Origin of the sequence: Microcoleus sp. CAWBG27 (assembly GCF_020883145.1) — a bacterium.
Classification (GTDB): Bacteria; Cyanobacteriota; Cyanobacteriia; order Cyanobacteriales; family Microcoleaceae; genus Microcoleus.
On the sequence record NZ_JAHREU010000067.1, the window covers coordinates 1 to 16,516 of the forward strand.

The following is a 16,516-nucleotide window of genomic DNA, read 5'->3' on the forward strand; positions in this document are numbered from 1 at the left end:
AACAATCGAATTAAGTTGATTAAGCGACAAGCCTATGGCTTTATGAACTTTGATAACTTTCGAGCAAGGCTATTAGCTTGCTTTTCTGATTAGGTTTGCTTATCACCTTGACTCCAGAAGAGCCGCGTAGGCTTCGGTGATGCGTGGATATCTTTCTAGCAAACTGCGCCAGCGATCGGCACTAATGACCCAAAATTGACATTCTGTACGAGTAATAATTCTACTATCTGCCGGTTGCGATCGCTGAAGTGCCGATAAATTGACGATCGCCCCCGGTAACAAACTACTCCCCCACATTAAACCCGGTTGTTTGCGGCGGTAGCGATCGGCTTGTCCTTTTTCTAGGATGTAGAGATTGGTGACTGGTGTATCTTCGATTACAACTCGAAATCCCGGGGGAAAAGTTGAGATTTCCATTTCAAGCGCGATCGCCTGTAAAATATCGCGGGATAATATGCCTAATTCCGTGTTCTCTTCGATCCAGTTAACTAATGTTTCGGTAGACATCGCTTAGCGCCGGCGAAAGCCGAATCGTGGTAGTTGGTGTAGGATATATCATTGTGCTACATCAATCAATATTAACTGCTGGAACTAGCCTTTTGAGTTTTAGTGTGGTGTTAATTTTCTCTTTTCAGCATAGGCGATCGACACTCCCGGTTCTAATATATTTTTTCTGCACATCCTCGGGCAATCTACACGTGAAAAAGTTTTTCCAGTCGCTGAGCCTGCTATCCTCAAACAATCTCGCAAACTCGACTTGCTTCAGCAATATTTTAATAATTCGCCAAGATTCCCCAGCATCATTTCGGTGGCGAAAACGCGCCAAAGTCAAGCGTTGAAATTTCAGTCAAAGGCGGTAAATTATCCACCGATAAAGCTGTTGTTTGTAGTTCTATCTAAGTTATACTGAGGATTGCAGTCATTTACTGTAGAGCTTGAATAAATGCAGGGCAAATTTTTTCGCAAGCCAGAATCAGATAACAGCGATCGCGTCCCCCCGGGTCAATACCTCGCCAACGGCTTTCCCGTTTTGACTTACGGCGATACACCCTCCGTCAGCATTGAGACTTGGGAATTTAAAGTCTGGGGATTGGCAAAACCAAAAACCTTCACTTGGTCAGACTTCCAGGCCATGCCCCAAAGTAACTTTACTGCGGATTTTCACTGCGTCACCCGCTGGTCAAAACTAGACGTGCAGTGGACGGGAGTCAAAGTCACGGATTTTATGAACAGCATAGAAATCGATCCTAAAGCCCTCCACGTCCTGGAACACTGCTACGGCGACTACACTACTAATATTGCGATCGCCGACTTCCTCCGAGAAGAAAACTTTTTCGCCCACACCGTCTTCGGCGAACCGCTATCCCCCGATCGCGGCGGCCCGATGCGGCTGGTAGTTCCGCACCTCTACGCCTGGAAAAGCGCGAAATGGATTAACGGCTTGGAGTTTACAGAAACCGAACAACTCGGTTTTTGGGAACGCAACGGCTACCACCGGAGGGGCGAACCTTGGGCTGAGGAACGCTACAGCGGTCTTTTTTGATGCGATCTGACGATCGATCGCGAATATGGCTTGCCAAGCGCATCTATATATGGTATTTTCTGATGGAAATCTGCTTTTTGGCAATTTTCAAAGCAGAAAGCCCCTCTCGATCGCATCTTTGGGATCTGTCACGGTGCGGGTTCTCTGTAGTTCAACCACAAGACCTAAGCCCAACGATGGCACTTTGTCAGTAATTTACCCGAGCGATCGACTACTTTAATTCCCATACGCAAGTCCCAAACAACAAATATTCCTAGTTTCTGGATTAATAGAAAACTTTTATCGGGAAATTGGGTTTAAAACCCTGTCCTTTTAGGAGGGCTTTAAGTTCTTAAATCCATTCCTAAAAATCCCAACCTTGTTTGTATTTGTACTATGGTAGAACAGTCAGGTTTAAACTCGCAATGCTAAGAGTGAAACAGTTAAGAGACACTTTTCGGCATAAATTGTTGGACACAGAGCAGCGAAAACTCGCTATACAGCTAGAGAATCAATGCGTTCTCTTTACCAGAAAACAAATAATTTAGTTCATTTGTTAAGTAGGGTAGGGCATACCCAAACTCTAGGTTCATATCCTAGTACGCTTTTGGAGATATAGCGGTTATTAGAAAGATTCGCGGACGTTGTTGGGATGCGAGCCCTCTTAGTTTAATGGTTATGTAAGCTGTCAGTTATACCTCATCTTTTTGAGAAAGGCTATAGACCCTCTGGGGTGGTTGTGAGTTAAGCTCGTCAATTGGTACTTTTGTACGGTTGAAAGGTTTAAGAATTGCCGTAAGGACATAGCGCTTAAAGGTCAGTCGATGAATTAAGAATCCCCACGCCTGAAGGCCCGGGAGTGTCAAAACTGTTAGATTCCCACACAGTTACCCTGCCCAAAAACAGGTACCGTCCCACGTGCACGAGCGTCAGGGTAGAAGCCAAAATTTTCTACCCTAGCTCAAGCTCCCAGATGCAATCCTGCAACTAAATCTAAAATCTAAAATCTAAAATAGACTGACAGTGTTTGTACCTAAGTGTTTGCTGTTAAGGATTTAGAATTGCAATAAAATTTAAAATTAGGATAAACCCACCGAAATCTATGTTGCGGGTTAGCGCTCGCATGACCGCGATTGCAAGGTTTACAGCCCTAATTTTTATAATTTTTGGTGTGTATTTTTAGAGAGCGATCGCCCGTTTACCGATCGGCTCGACAGCATTTATAAAGATCTTGTAAAGGCTTCATAAAGAGTTGGTCAAAATTCACAGAAAGTGAGAAAAAAAACACGAACTATCACATAATGAAATTATTAATATCTTGCAACAACAAGGAATCAGGTCATGAATACCAAACTCTTATCTGCCCTAACAGCTACCGCAGCCGCCACCGCTTTATTAGGGGCAGGATCTCCAGCCCAAGCCTTCTCCTTTGGTACCAACGGTATCACCTTCGCCAACAATACAGATGTCATGTTTAACTTCAAAGAGTCTCACGGTGGCTACACTTCCTCTTTGGGAATTTACAGCGTGAAGGACTCGGTGACATCTCTAGTTAGCACGCTGTTTTCGGAAACTAAATCCTCTGACAATGGCGGCGAGAACGAATGGAAAGGATCTCTGGGCAATACAGTCTTGGGTTCGGGAACAGCAGTATTCACATTCCTAGCAAATCAAGTTTACACTTTGGGACTCAACAGCGGCGATGGCGGCACTGTCTACTCGACCTCGACCTTGAACGCTGGCACCCAACAAGCCGTGTTTGGCGGATCCTCCTTGTGGACAGCGCTCAGCAGAGAAACAACCAACACTTTCCAAGCTGCCGGAAGCTATACAAATGGAACAGCTTCTCTGTCTAACGGAGGCACCCTGATCTCCTTTGACGATCGCGGTAACGCTAACGACACAGACTTCCAAGACTTCACCGTCAGCGCAGAAGCAGTTCCCGAACCGATTACAATGACTGGTTTGGCTCTTGGTTTGGGTGGCTTGGTTGCAGCCCGCCGCCGCCGCGCTAGCAAGACAGTTTGATAATTTTTTGAAACGGAACGATCTGTTCAATTACGTTTGACAAAAAAAATAGGATGTGCAGGCGCGCTGGGAAATCGGCTCGCCTTTTGCTTGATTTAAGAAGTTAGTTGTCAGTTGACAGTTGACAGTTGACAGTTGACAGTTGTCATACCAATTTCATAAAGTAGTACTACAGTTAATAGAAGTCAGTTTTATAATTGAGTACCCAAATAGAGGTCAGAAAAATGTCAGGAGTTTTCAAGCTCGATATTATGGAGACGGCAGCATAACTCAAAACTCTGCTGTGCCAAGAGAAAGATGCTGTACGGCATCAAAAACTGCAAGTTCTTTATTGGCTTAAAACCAAGACAGCAGACAGTGTGTTGTCTGCTGCTGTGCGCGTCGGTAAACATCGTACCACCATACAAAGATGGTTGTCTAGCTACCGTTCAGGAGGAATAGAAGAACTATTATGCCAGAAACCTCGTTCGGGACGACCCAGAATAATGACTCCAGAAACAGTAAAAAAATTATCGGAGGAATTGAGCCAACATGAAGGATTCAGTAGCTACAAAGAAGCACATCAATGGTTGACACTATGCTGTGATGTAGAGGTAGCATATCGAACAGTACATCAATGGGTAAGATATCGTCTTAAAGGAAAGTTACGCATTTCCACGTCCGGTTAGCGAAAAGCAGAAACCAGGTGCAGTAGAAGAGTTTAAAAAAAAACTGCCATCCTCAATAAAAGCCAGTCTAAGTCAGAGTGAGAGCTTTTTAAAACAATGGAAAAAAGTGCGATATTGGAGTCAAGATGAAAGTCGGATGGGGTTGCATACGATGAGCGAGAAGAAAGTTAACAGGTAAAGGAATAAAGCCCCTAGGAAAAGTGCAGTGGGACTTTACTTATTTGTGGCTGTATGGCGCCGTAGAACCGCTAACTGGATGCAGTTTTTTTTATGAGTTTACGCATTTAGATACAGTGTGTTTTCAGAAATTCTTAGAACTATTTGCTAGTGAGTACCCCGAGGATTTACATATAGTTCAACTAGATAATGGAGGATTCCATAACTCTTTAAATCTCAGCATACCAGAAAATGTTATTTTACTGTTTCAGCCCGCATACAGTCCGGAAGTAAACCCAATAGAAAGACTGTGGGGATATGTCAAAGAACAATTGAAATGGTTGAGATTCGATTGCATAGAAGAGTTGAGAGAAGCGGTGCAAAAAGAATTAACAAAGTTGACCTCCCAAGTGATTACTTCTTTGACGGGGTGGGAATTTATTTTAGATGCTCTATCTGTAGCAGGACTTTAGGAAATTGGTATCAGTAGTTATTAGTTATTAGTCATTCGTCATTAGTTATTAGTTATTAGTTAGGGCTTGCTGAATAAAAGTAGAAAGCTTACCAGATAAGGCAATACGGTTTACTTAAGGGTTGGGAGGCTTTAAAATATTGAAAACACGAGGATTCATTTTTATTCCAGTACCTCTGTGTTTCACTTTTTTGGATTTAAATTTTGAAACAGTTTTTTTCACAACTCTTGGGTTATTTCTCTCAACTCTTTGTGGCAAAGTCGCATCAAGAATCTCCAAGTTCAACCAAGTTAAAAAAAGGGGATTTCTTGTGCTTCTAAACGCTGAAATTTGGAACACGACGAATAACTCGTAATGTACCGGTGAAAGAAATACTTAATGGCGAAATTTCTGCACTCTGCGCTGTTTGACAAATGAATGATCGCACAGCTTTTCGGTCCTAATAATAGACCATAATTTTCTTGTACTACTTCTCTTGGTCTTTGAGAGCGAATATGAGTTTTTCGTTCTAGAAGATGTACTTTGAATTCATCAATTGTATTTTCGACTTCCCAAGGTTGATGATATTCGGCAGCCAATAACTTTGCCGGAAATTTTTTACAGTCTAATAAACTTGTGATTAAACGATATTTAATTTCTGCTGTTGGGTCGTTTAAGTTCTCAATTGTGTACTCGATTACTCTAATTTGGATTGGTTTAAATCCTTTTTTTCTGAATTTGCCGGGGGATTAATAAAACTTAAGTAATAACCATCTTCTAGTTGTGTTTCATTGAGGAATTTAACATTTGATGGAATTCTTCCTAAATAGCCACAACCCTTGCTGAGCGTGGCTGACACCATTGCATACGAATGTAAACCTCTATCCCACATTAACAACATTTCTTTAGTAACTGACCGCAATAATCTTAACGCTCTGACTCTTTCTCCCATCTTATATGGGCATATCAAAGCATCAAATATTAAATGTGTTCCTGCTTCTACTAAAATAACTAATCTAGCTTGAGGAAAGGCAGCTCTTGTACCTGGACGGCTGCCTTTCCCGACCAAAAACTCTGGCATTTTCATCACTGTCTGGGAGGTCTAGACAGGTTCCATCTATTGCTACAACTCTTAATCCATTTAGAAAAGCTCCCACTGTTTCAGTTGTCGCCATTGGTCGTACCAACTGATGAAATAGCTGGCTCATTACAACACATCCTAATCTTTTTCTGGCTTTAGTAATAGCTGCTTTACAGGGAATTTTCCAATATTTACCTGTTTTCAACCAGAGTTCATTAAGTCCATCGATCAGATTTTTTAGTACATCGCGCATTGAGTCTTTTGACCATAAGCTCATTGCTACGATCAAACATACTACCAGTTGTGATGGTAGAGCACGATGCCGTTTTTCTCTTGATTTTGTTTTTAGGATAGCCTTTTCTATTTCTGTTGATGGAATCGCTATCTCTATTGCTTTGAATATCTCGCTACTTTTGAGTTTGGGAGATTCTAATAATAATTTTTTGTACGGCATTATACTTGATTTACTTTTTTGTACCTCATACCTAGTATACTACTTGTTCGACCTTAAGTAAACCGTATTGAGTTAAATCCTGGTAAAACCCGACGTGAAATTTTAGACTGGTATCATTTAATGGAAAATTTATATAAAGTGGGAGGGTCATTAAAATCTTTAGCCAAAGCCAAGGAATTTTTGTGGGCCGGAAGGGTAGAACCTACCCTAAATTTATTTAAAAATTGTCGCAGAAAAACCGCCAAAAACTTTTGTAAGTATCTAGAAAAGCATCGCTCTCCAATGGTTAATTATGAGCAATTATCATCAGACAAGATCTGTTCCATTGGCTCGGGAGCGGTGGAATCGGCTGTCAAACAAATAGATAGAAGGTTGAAAATCTCCGGAGCTCAATGGTTGAAAAAAAATGTCATAACAAGATGCTAAAACTTCGTTGTGCTGGACTACACGATCTCTTGGCTATTTGAGGCTTTTTCAAAACCGGGATGCTCCCAATAGATGAATAGATGTTTGCTTGACGGGGCATTTTAACTGTTAGTTTAACATACCAAGTAAGGAAGAACCTAATATTATAAAGAGCGCTGAAGCGCAACTACGTACCTAATTTGTCTGACGACAATAAAACCGCCCTGCTTATTAAGGGGGGGTTAGGGGGATCAGATTCGGGAGCAGCCTGATAAAAAATTGATATAACAACTAACAACTGACTACAAATCAAACCACAGGAACAACCACTCGAAAACCCACAATACTAGCCTTACAATCAGGCTGATATCTGAGGCGGCACGCGCTGCGACAATTCGGAGGATGATCGTTCCAAGAACCCCCCCGCAACAACCTCAGCGAAAAGTCGCCGCCCGACTCCCAAACACTGCCATCAACAGGCGCACCGTTGTAATTATTGTGCCAAGCATCCGCGCACCATTCCCACACATTTCCGTGCAAATCATACAATCCGAAAGCATTGGGTTTAAAACTACCAACATCTGTAGTTTGAAAGCGATAAACTCCCTTCGGCGCGTCAGCGTAATTAGAATTTCCGTTGTAATTTGCTAACTCGCTAGTAATCGTTTCCCCAAAGTGAAACGGCCCCGAAGTTTCCCCCCGACAAGCATATTCCCATTGGGCCTCGCTAGGCAAGCGATAATGCTTACCAGTTTTGCGAGAAAGTCTAGCACAAAACTCCATCGCTTCATACCAAGATATATTTTCTATCGGTCGATTTACACCTTTAAAACGGGCAGCATCGGGATTGAGATATATTTTTATTTCCGGTAGCGCTGCAACCGCTGCCCACTGTGCCTGAGTGACTGGAAATTTGCCAATATAAAAAGGTGCTAAAGTTACTGAGTGCTGCGGTTTTTCGTCGCTGTCACCCCGATCTTTTGGGGTACCCATCAGAAAAGTACCGCCAGGAACAGATACCATTTCCATGACTGTACTGCGGCCGAGATGTTCTTCAAAAAAATGTGTTTTGCCACTTTTAACATCAGTTTTCTGCCCGCGATTGTCTACTGTCACCACCTGAAATTCAAAACTGCTTTTGACAGCAGAAATCTTTGGTGTTCCCTGGTTGTGAGGCGGATTTGTGTGAGATTTTACCCTTGAATTCACAGAGATATTGCTATTGACTTGCGGGCTGTGATTGAGCGGGGTATTGATAGCAAGTTTTCCTCCCTCGGTTAGATAAGCATTGAGGGGAGGTAGGGCTGCCTTGGTCTGAGAAGAATTTAAAGCAAGTTGTCCCGCCTTGACAAAATGGGGTTGCGGAGGTAAAGAATAGAGATTTAAAGCTTTAATAACTTCATCAGCAGATTGATATCTATTTTTGAGATAATCTTGAATTAATTTATCTAAAATTGTTGTCAACTCGCTGCTGATTTTTGTACCTGCGGGCAACCTTTCTCTCCAAATCCAGCCGCCATTTATCGGATCGTAAAGGTCATCGGAACCGTCAGCTTTTGGCAAACATTGAGTTAGCAGCCTCAGGCAAGTTATCCCCAAACTGTACAAATCGCTTCCGGGGAAAACTTGACCTCGCATTTGTTCCACCGGCGAATATCCGGGGGTTCCTACCGTCGTACCTACTTGGCTCATCAGCGAGCCAGTCACTTGTTTTGAAACGCCGAAATCAATTAAAACTAACTCTCGCCGTGCTCCCCTGCGAAAAGCGGAATTGCTAAAATTTGCCGCATTTAGAGATGGATTGGGGGAGGTGCGGCGGCGGATGATATTCTCAAGTTTGATGTCTCGGTGAATGACATTGCGATCGTGCACAAATTTCAGAATCGGCAAAATATCTGCCAGCAACTGCCAAATTTTTTCTTCACTAAAAACTCCCTGCTGAGTTAATTCAGCCAGTAAGTTTTGCCCCTCAATCAATTCTTGTACTAAATAAAGTCGCTTGTCTTGTTCAAAATAAGCAATTAATCGAGGAATTTGGGGATGTTCGCCGAGTTCGTAAAGTCGTTTCGCTTCTTGCTTAAACAGTTCTGTAGCCTTTTCAAGTGCTGATGTTCCCTGAACTTGGGGCATAAACTGCTTGATGACGCAGGGATCGTCCATGCGATCGATATCTACCGCTTCATAAGTTCTGCCAAATCCCCCCTCCCCCAACAGTCGAATCACGCGGTAGCGGTTCCTGAATAGAGGCGTGAGGTCGGCCTGGCCGCAACTTTGACAAAATTTAGATTTGTCGGGATTGAAAGGATTAGAGCACCTTGGATTCGAGCAGTAGAACATATCCTTGGGGAAGAAATGATCCGGTTTAAGGTTATGATATACCTTTTATGTGTTTCTGCCTCGTCATATCAATTAATTTTCGCAACCCACTCACTGGTGGTATTCATCGTCGCATTGCCCGATCGACTTATCTAAATCCCTGGATTTCTCAAAAACAGTGTTTAGCCGATCGACTTCCGCAGCATCAAGTATCAAATTAAACACTCTATAATTATCTGCCATAATTAGTCGCGCCACAGGTAATTATGCCTCCCGGTGCGCCTTGGTTGTTGGCACATATAGCGGATCTAGCTCTCATATTCGCGGACGTTGTTCGGATGCGAGCCCTCTTTGTCTGGGAGGTTATGTAAGCTGTCTGTCATACCTCATCTTTTTGAGAAAGGCTATAAGTCAATGCTGACAGCAAACAAACCTCGCAAAATTTCCTTGTATGGCAAGGACTATGTGATGTGGAAAGATGCTTGCTGCCGAAAGCATCCATGCCTTGCCCAACGCCTGTCCGGACATGGGAGCAATGCTGTCGGAAGGTTAGTTAATGCAATAGTCCGGACAGTTTTCAATGACCAACGGTAGAATGGGGGTTCTGGGTTCCAGGCTCTGTGAAATATTAACGGTAGAATGAGGCTTTGGGTCGCTGCTCAAAAAACTGTCCGGAGTATTGTTAATGCAGTTTAGATGTTTGACAGCTTACATATGATGTTCGTATTCAAATTTTAACTTGACAAATGTAAAATTTATTTATACTATTATACAAGTATTTCAATACCGTAAAAGCGGCTAAATCGAGTCGCACTGACCCAACTACCGAACTTTTGGTTTTTGCGGCCAGATTGACACGGGGAAAATTTTTCGACTAAAGTTAAACTTCCGCTAGGATTAAATTCCATGCTAATGCGCCGAGCGAACGCCCGCAAAATATTAAATTGGTTCTATAGTTATGGCTTTGGGAAAGTGCAGAAAAAGAAACAACCCCAAGGTTTTGGGTGATTTTACATTGGGTTTCACGCAACAGTTTATCCGAGACTGGTTGCAAGTCGGTTTGAGTAAAAGAGTTGTGCGAGTTTTACGAATATTGAAGGTATTTCGCTAGATCCAGGTGCTAAGCAGCTTCGACGGAACAATTCCAAGATTACTTGAAACTTACAGCCAGAGTTTAGGTATTAGAAATGAAATTAGGTTCTCAATTATCTAGCATTTCAAAGCAGTCGGATCGCTCGTCAGATACAAGCACAAATTTTTGGCAACAATGGAACCAGCACCGAGATTATCTTTACCGTTGCTGTTTGAAGTGGATGGACGGAAACGCGACTAATGCCGAAGAGGTACTCAGTCGAGCGATGCTCAAAGCCTTCGAGAAAAGTCAAGATTCTACTTGTGTCATCACTAACTTTAAAGCTTGGTTGACCCGACTGACTTATAACCTCTGTATGGATATACATCGAGAAAATAAGAGGTTGGGCGATAGGGTTGAGAGTTTGGAAGTAATAATTGAAAAAGGGGAGGAGGGACTGGTTTCTCTCTCCCATAGTCCTGAAACTGTCGCTTTACGCCGCGAATTAGCAATGATAATCCAACGCGCTATTGAGGATTTGCCCCCCAAACTGAGCGAACCTTTTATCCTACACTTCATTGCGGAAAAATCCTATCTTGAAATAGTACAAAAGCTAGGTTTATCCTACGAAAACCTTTGCAAACGTATTTCACAAGCGCGAAAAATTCTGCAAAAGCGTTTGACAAGATATTTGTCAGGGTTGGACAATTCTCTGTTAAATTCCTCCGAGTCACCGGACAAAAAAGGCTCTCCCGGGGTGGAAAGTTTTCACTCCGATGAAATAATCGCGATTTACCAAAAAATAGCTCCATTCCCCCAACAAAAGGGGCGCTTTGATTGTTCTCTTAATTATCAAGTAAGCGCAATATGTCTGGAAACAATTTTTCCTGCTTGGTACCAGTCACCCACTCCTCTGGGGTGGAGTTGAATGTTCACCTAATCTTAGAAGAAAAGGTAACGAGACAAGAGCAGAAGCTGAACGCATTAAGTCAGTATGTGGAGCAGTATCCCTATGGCTGGAAGAAACGCTTGGAATTAGCTAATCTCTTGTCAGTAATGGGTAACTGGGAGCGGGCGGTTGAGGAGTATCGCCAAGTCATTGAGCGGCAACCTCAATTAATAGATGTGTGGTTGAAATTGGGGAAAGTCTTGCAGCTAATGGGAAGGGAAGCTGAGGCGATCGCAGTTTATCAGAGTGCCTTACCATTATGCGACAATGAAGGGATAGAACAATATATCAACGGCGCGATCGCAATTTGTCGAGGTGACAGTAAAAAAGCCATCACTGCGTTGGAAACTGCGGCTAACCTACAACCAGATAACGCAGCTAACTGGCTGGTTTTGGGACAATTGCAGATGGGGAGAGAGAATCCTGTTGGGGCTTTATCAGCCTTTGAGATGATTTTGTCACTCAACCCCGATGATATTGTCGCCTTAATTCATAGCTATGATGCCCTAATGAAAGTGGGGAATCTTCAGGAAGCACAGCGACGGTTGCATAAATTGACAGTCTTAGCTACCGATGATTTCCGGGTACTTCAACGACAGTTGAATGAGCGTTGCGCGATGAGATTGGTATCTGGGAAGGAGGGGAAGGAGACGAAAAAGATGATTACCTCTGCTCTGCGACAGTATCCTCATGGAGCAGAGGCTCACAAATCTCTGGCATATTATCACATTTTCCGAGGAGATTGGAAGGAAGGTGTGGAGGTGTTAGCAGAGTTTACCGCACAACACCCGAATCATCCTCATGGTTGGTATTACTATGGGCGCTGCTTGTTTGAGACGGGGGAATATCAGAGGGCGGCGGAAATGATGCTAAAAGCTTATCATCTGTATCCTGATGAGTGTGAAATTTATCGGGCTTTGTGTGAGATTTTGCCTCTTGTGAAAATGACCTCTCTTCCTCTAACTTTCCCCTTTAAAAAGGGGGTCGAGGGTACTCTCCAAACAAAAGAGGGGAATAACATAACCCTTGCTTCCATAGTGGAAGAAATGCTTGAGCGTTTTCCTCAACGCTGGAGTGTTTGGGCGATCGCGGGGCGGGTGTTGGTGGAATGCTTTAAAGAGGTTGAAAGGGGGTGTCAGGTTTCGGAAAAAGGGACGCAACTACAGCCTCAGTTAGCTGATGCTTGGTTTTGTCATGGAAGGGTGTTGGCTTTGGCTCTTAAACATCGGGAAGCGGTGGAGGCGTTGGAGAAAGGATGGCATATTTTACCAGCAGCGGGTTATCTGCAATCAGTACCTGCTGCGGTTTGGTTGGGGGAGAGTTACCAAGTGCTGGGGGATGTTGCGGCTAGTAAGCGATGGTGGGAAGTGGCTTGTGAGGGATGTCAGGAATTGAGGGAGTTTAATCCGACTATGGCTGATTACTGGCTGGGGAGAGCCTTGGCGGGGTTAGGGGATAGGTTGGGGGCGATACAGGCTTATGAAAGTGCTTTGAGTCAGCAGTTGTTGTATCCGAATCGTGGGGAGGTCGAGAAGAGTTTGAAGAGGTTGAAAGGTAAGGGGCGGAAGGGTTCTGGGGGTTGAGGGTGGATTTTGGGGAGAAAATTTGAGTGTAAGTCGAAAAATTCCGAAATTGGGGGTGGGAAACGTCTAAGAGATGTGGGAAGAGAAAAGGGAACACAAAAGTTAAGTGATTAACTATCCCCTATCTTTCTCAAACAACTCAGGAAATTACAACTCAAACCCTCGTAAACAAGGACATACTATGTTGAGAGCAATGAAACTAATTGTAGCGATAGTAATAGTAACTATTGTTACAGTAACAACCGTAGCATTACCATCGTATGCACAGGATGCACAGACTCCACAGGAGCTGGATTCAGGTGTTAACGAGACTCGTCAAGGAAGAATGACTGAGTATCGTGGGTTTCTAGACAGGGGTGACGTGAAAACACTTGAAGTAATGACCGATACCTCATACGATATGAGATGGAAAGGAGACTACGATTTTCAAGCGATAGTAACTTCCCAACTACGAAATACGAGAACAACTGCCTTAACCGATGAGAAGGAGTCGAGGATAATACCAAGAGGAGAGGATACTTATATCATAAATACAGGTAATCACGATGAATTAATTTTGAGGAATAAGTCCAGCGCCAACGCTACCGTAACCTACACAGTAACAAGACGACCAAGACCACCATTGGGATGAACAAAATGCAAGAATCCTAGATGAGATTTTGTTTGGCTAATTAACTCTGATTACTGACCGGATCAGTGCGATTTTGTTAGGTGTCGAGGACAGGTAGTCTAAGTGACCTTTATAATTGTTGAACGCTACTCAACCATCATGATAAATAGCAAATCGTGTTGCGGCTGAGTCTTTGTTTCAAAGGTTTTTCTAGAAAGGTTTTTCTAGCCACCTCAGTTGAGAATAACACCCCATATCACAAAATAGCACTGCTTCCTTACTAACTGAAATATCTTTGAGGGGGTGAGCCACAAATGAAGAATTATTTGGTGTTCACCCCATGAACTTGTTATTAAGGACATATTGAGAGCAATGAAAATAATTGAGAGCAATGAAACTAATTGTAGCGATGGTAATGCTAAATATTGTTACATTAACAGCCTGTGCCTAGGATGGTAATGCAGATGCTGCACATGATCTGAATTTAGGTGGTAACGAGATTCGTGGAGAAAGTGAACTATGACTAATGGATCTATAAGCAGAAATGAAAGAGTAACACATGAAGTATTAATTCTTTCATCTTACACGCTGAAATGGATAGGCGACTTAAATTTTCCATCTAGAGTAAGTGCCCAACTACAAAACACTCGAACAGGTGAACTAACCACTGAGAGAATTACGGAGATGGGTCCAACAGGTACGGATGAATATCAAATAGAGACAAGGCAATTCTCTCAACTCATTTTGAGGAATATATCCTACAACGAATCTTCCGTCCAATACATATTAGAGCCTTATCGACCAGGTGGTGGCGAAGGTGGTGGCGAAGGTGGTGGCGAAGGTGGTGGCGAAGGTGGTGGCGAAGGTGGTGGCGAAGGTGGTGGCGAAGGTGCCTAATGCTCCTGCTACTGGGTGCGATCGCCTGATCTTGTAGTGCGATCGCCCAATCTTGTAGGGTGCGTTAACGAAGTGTAACGCACCATCGGTATCATTATCATTAAATTGGGTGGGTCAGCGACAGCTTAACCCACCCAATTTAATGCGATTACGGATCTTATAATGCGTAGGCGTAGCCCGTCGTAGACATCGCTTTTTGTTTGATGTATTTATCGGGAGTGCGATCAATACGGTATTGGAAGTGTGATCGCTCATCAATTTTTATCCATTAGTTGACCACTTGACGTTGGGAGCGATAGAGGCTTATGAGAGTGCTTTGCGTCAGGAGTTGTTGCATCCGACTCGTGGGGAAGTTGAGAAGATTTTGAAGGGGATGAAACGTAAGGAGAGAAAGGGTTTGGGGGGTTTAGGGGGGATTTTGGGGGAGAAAATTTGGCTGTAACTCGAAAAATTCCCAAATTGAGGTGGGGAAAAGTCTTTATAGTGTAATGACCTAAATTCTTAGGAGACCAAGGAAAAAACCATGAAACGAATTGCTCTAATTGTACTGGCAACAGTATTAGCTTTTACTACCAGCCTTTTTGGGTTTGTTAATACCGCTCATGCCAACACTGGACAACCTGCTGCTATTAATCCTAGCGTGAGTCAAATATTAGCACAACCAGCACCTACCAGAGCCACAATTGTGGTGAATAGCCTTAAAGATGCAGTGAATGACCCTAGCGTTACCACCTTGCGAGATGCGATCAATAAAGCCAACGCTGACTCTGAAAAAGACTTGATTGAGTTTGACCGTTCTTTATTCTCCACACCACAGATTATTACCTTGCAGTTAGGAGAGCTGGATATTATTCATAGTTTAGATATCATTGCTCCACAAGATACACTGACGGGTAGGCCTTTGGTAACGGTGAGTGGAAATAATGCGTCGCGGGTTTTTAAGATTCAGTCGGGAGCAGCGGTGACGCTTGCTGGATTGATTGTAGAGTCCGGTCGTGTCACAAGCAAAAACGGAGGGGGAATCGAGAACTTGGGTAAACTTACCTTAGATAGCAGTATTGTTCGCAATAATTCTGCATTGAATAGTTCTGGATCGCTTCATAATACTGAGGGAGGTGGTATTGATAGCACTGGTGACTTAACGGTAAATAACAGTAGCATTACAGGTAATTCAGCACACTCTGGCTCTGGTATTTATAGCCATGGCAACTTAATGGTAAACAACAGTACCATCAGCGATAATTCAGGAACTTGGTTTGGTGGCGGTATTTATCATACAACTGGCACCCTTACGGTAAACAACAGTACCATTAGCGATAATTCGGGAATTGGCTTTGGCGGCGGCATCTATAATGACAGAGGCACCATGAGGGTAGACAAAAGTACGATAAGTAGTAATTCGGCTAACTCTTCTGGTGGCGGCGGCGGCATCTATAATGACGGAGGCAACATCATAGTAAATAACAGTACCATTAGCCGTAATTTAGCTGGCGCTGATGGTGGCGGCATCTTTAATAACAGCAATAGCACCATTACAGTAATTAACAGTACCATTAGCCGTAATTCGGCTGGCACTTTTGGTGGCGGCATCAATAACTTGGGCACCAATACAGTAATTAACAGTACGATCAGCGATAATTCGGGTGGGTTTAGCGGCGGCATCACAAACTTGGGCACCAGCACAGTAATCTACAGTACCATTAGCAATAATTCGAGTAAATTTAGCTCCAGCGTGATTCATAATGGATCTAGCTCATTCACGGTGCGGAATACTATTATCAGTGGTGGTCAAACTCAATTTGCTCCGAGTACCGATGTATCAGGTTCATTTGCCAGTAACGGCTACAACCTGATTGGCAACAGCGGGGATAGTACAGGATTTGGCACTAAAGGAGACATCGTTGGTACAATTAACAACCCGATTGACCCCCTTCTGAGTTCATTGAGTGACAACAGTGGCCCCACCCAAACAATGCGTCTTCTCCCTAATAGCCCAGCTATTCGTGCTGGTGACCCAAAGAAACTGCCCACAGACCCCGAAACTGACCAACGAGGTAAACCTCGTCGTGCTGTCGATGGTAGTGCTGATATTGGGGCGTTCCAATTAACTCAATAGTGCGATCGCTTGATCTTGTAGGGTGCGTTAGCCAAAGCGTAACGCACCTTCTCAATTGTCGATGCGATGTCCACAATGCCATGAGCCAGAGAGCGATCGCTCATCAATTTTCATCCCTTAGTTGACCATTTGACGTTGGGAGCGATCGAGGCTTATGAAAGTGCTTTGAGCCAGCAGTTGTTGTATCCGAATCGTGGGGAAGTTGAG

At 43.4% G+C, this 16,516-nt stretch carries 12 protein-coding genes and 3 pseudogenes; 11 read left to right on the forward strand and 4 right to left on the reverse strand.

What is annotated here, in order from left to right:
• The first annotated feature begins 9 nt into the window (after window positions 1-9).
• Entirely contained in the window at window positions 10-93 is an 84-nt protein-coding gene (locus QZ938_RS26830; protein ID WP_293158237.1) for a transposase, read from the forward strand.
• A 9-nt stretch (window positions 94-102) separates the two neighbouring features.
• Here the strand turns inward: QZ938_RS26830 and QZ938_RS26835 are convergent, their stop codons facing one another.
• Entirely contained in the window at window positions 103-507 is a 405-nt protein-coding gene (locus QZ938_RS26835; protein WP_293354543.1) for a cyclic nucleotide-binding domain-containing protein, read from the reverse strand.
• A 436-nt stretch (window positions 508-943) separates the two neighbouring features.
• On the opposite strand from QZ938_RS26835, the gene QZ938_RS26840 reads away from it, so the two are divergent.
• The 4 genes and pseudogenes from QZ938_RS26840 to QZ938_RS26850 form a co-directional block, all read left to right on the forward strand.
• On the forward strand, window positions 944-1,543 hold the full coding sequence (locus QZ938_RS26840; protein ID WP_293354545.1) for a sulfite oxidase-like oxidoreductase: 600 nt from the start codon (window positions 944-946) through the stop codon (window positions 1,541-1,543).
• A 1,320-nt stretch (window positions 1,544-2,863) separates the two neighbouring features.
• Complete coding sequence (locus tag QZ938_RS26845) at window positions 2,864-3,550, forward strand: PEP-CTERM sorting domain-containing protein (RefSeq protein WP_293354547.1); 687 nt, start codon at window positions 2,864-2,866, stop codon at window positions 3,548-3,550.
• 317 nt (window positions 3,551-3,867) lie between these two features.
• Window positions 3,868-4,218: a helix-turn-helix domain-containing protein gene (locus QZ938_RS33165; protein WP_363318904.1), complete on the forward strand. Its 351-nt coding sequence runs from the start codon at window positions 3,868-3,870 to the stop codon at window positions 4,216-4,218.
• Between the two features lie 173 nt (window positions 4,219-4,391).
• Window positions 4,392-4,847: pseudogene (locus QZ938_RS26850) on the forward strand (IS630 family transposase); the annotation flags it as partial.
• 290 nt (window positions 4,848-5,137) lie between these two features.
• On the opposite strand, the pseudogene QZ938_RS26855 reads toward QZ938_RS26850, so the two are convergent.
• Window positions 5,138-6,361: pseudogene (locus tag QZ938_RS26855) on the reverse strand (IS4 family transposase).
• Between the two features lie 90 nt (window positions 6,362-6,451).
• Between QZ938_RS26855 and QZ938_RS26860 the strand changes: the two are divergent.
• Window positions 6,452-6,828 (forward strand): annotated as a pseudogene (locus QZ938_RS26860) (ISKra4 family transposase); the annotation flags it as partial.
• Window positions 6,829-7,075: 247 nt separating this feature from the next.
• On the opposite strand, the gene QZ938_RS26865 reads toward QZ938_RS26860, so the two are convergent.
• Complete coding sequence (locus tag QZ938_RS26865; RefSeq protein ID WP_293354549.1) at window positions 7,076-9,103, reverse strand: bifunctional serine/threonine-protein kinase/formylglycine-generating enzyme family protein; 2,028 nt, start codon at window positions 9,101-9,103, stop codon at window positions 7,076-7,078.
• Window positions 9,104-9,193: 90 nt separating this feature from the next.
• Window positions 9,194-9,325, reverse strand: coding sequence for a hypothetical protein (locus tag QZ938_RS26870; protein WP_293354551.1), 132 nt, complete (start codon window positions 9,323-9,325; stop codon window positions 9,194-9,196).
• Window positions 9,326-10,269: 944 nt separating this feature from the next.
• Here QZ938_RS26870 and QZ938_RS26875 point away from each other — a divergent pair.
• From QZ938_RS26875 to QZ938_RS26895, 5 genes are all read left to right on the forward strand, one after another.
• Window positions 10,270-11,082, forward strand: a complete 813-nt coding sequence (locus QZ938_RS26875; protein WP_293151612.1) for a sigma-70 family RNA polymerase sigma factor — start codon at window positions 10,270-10,272, stop codon at window positions 11,080-11,082.
• Complete coding sequence (locus QZ938_RS26880; RefSeq protein ID WP_293354553.1) at window positions 11,022-12,686, forward strand: tetratricopeptide repeat protein; 1,665 nt, start codon at window positions 11,022-11,024, stop codon at window positions 12,684-12,686. Before QZ938_RS26875 ends, QZ938_RS26880 begins: the two co-directional genes overlap by 61 nt.
• Before the next feature lie 193 nt (window positions 12,687-12,879).
• On the forward strand, window positions 12,880-13,317 hold the full coding sequence (locus QZ938_RS26885) for a hypothetical protein (RefSeq protein WP_293354555.1): 438 nt from the start codon (window positions 12,880-12,882) through the stop codon (window positions 13,315-13,317).
• A gap of 663 nt (window positions 13,318-13,980) precedes the next feature.
• The gene (locus QZ938_RS26890) at window positions 13,981-14,193 is read left to right on the forward strand and encodes a hypothetical protein (RefSeq protein ID WP_293365658.1); all 213 of its coding nucleotides are present in this window, start codon (window positions 13,981-13,983) and stop codon (window positions 14,191-14,193) included.
• A gap of 523 nt (window positions 14,194-14,716) precedes the next feature.
• Window positions 14,717-16,309 (forward strand): right-handed parallel beta-helix repeat-containing protein, encoded by a 1,593-nt coding sequence (locus QZ938_RS26895; protein ID WP_293354559.1) that lies wholly within the window; start codon window positions 14,717-14,719, stop codon window positions 16,307-16,309.
• The last annotated feature ends 207 nt before the right edge of the window (window positions 16,310-16,516 follow it).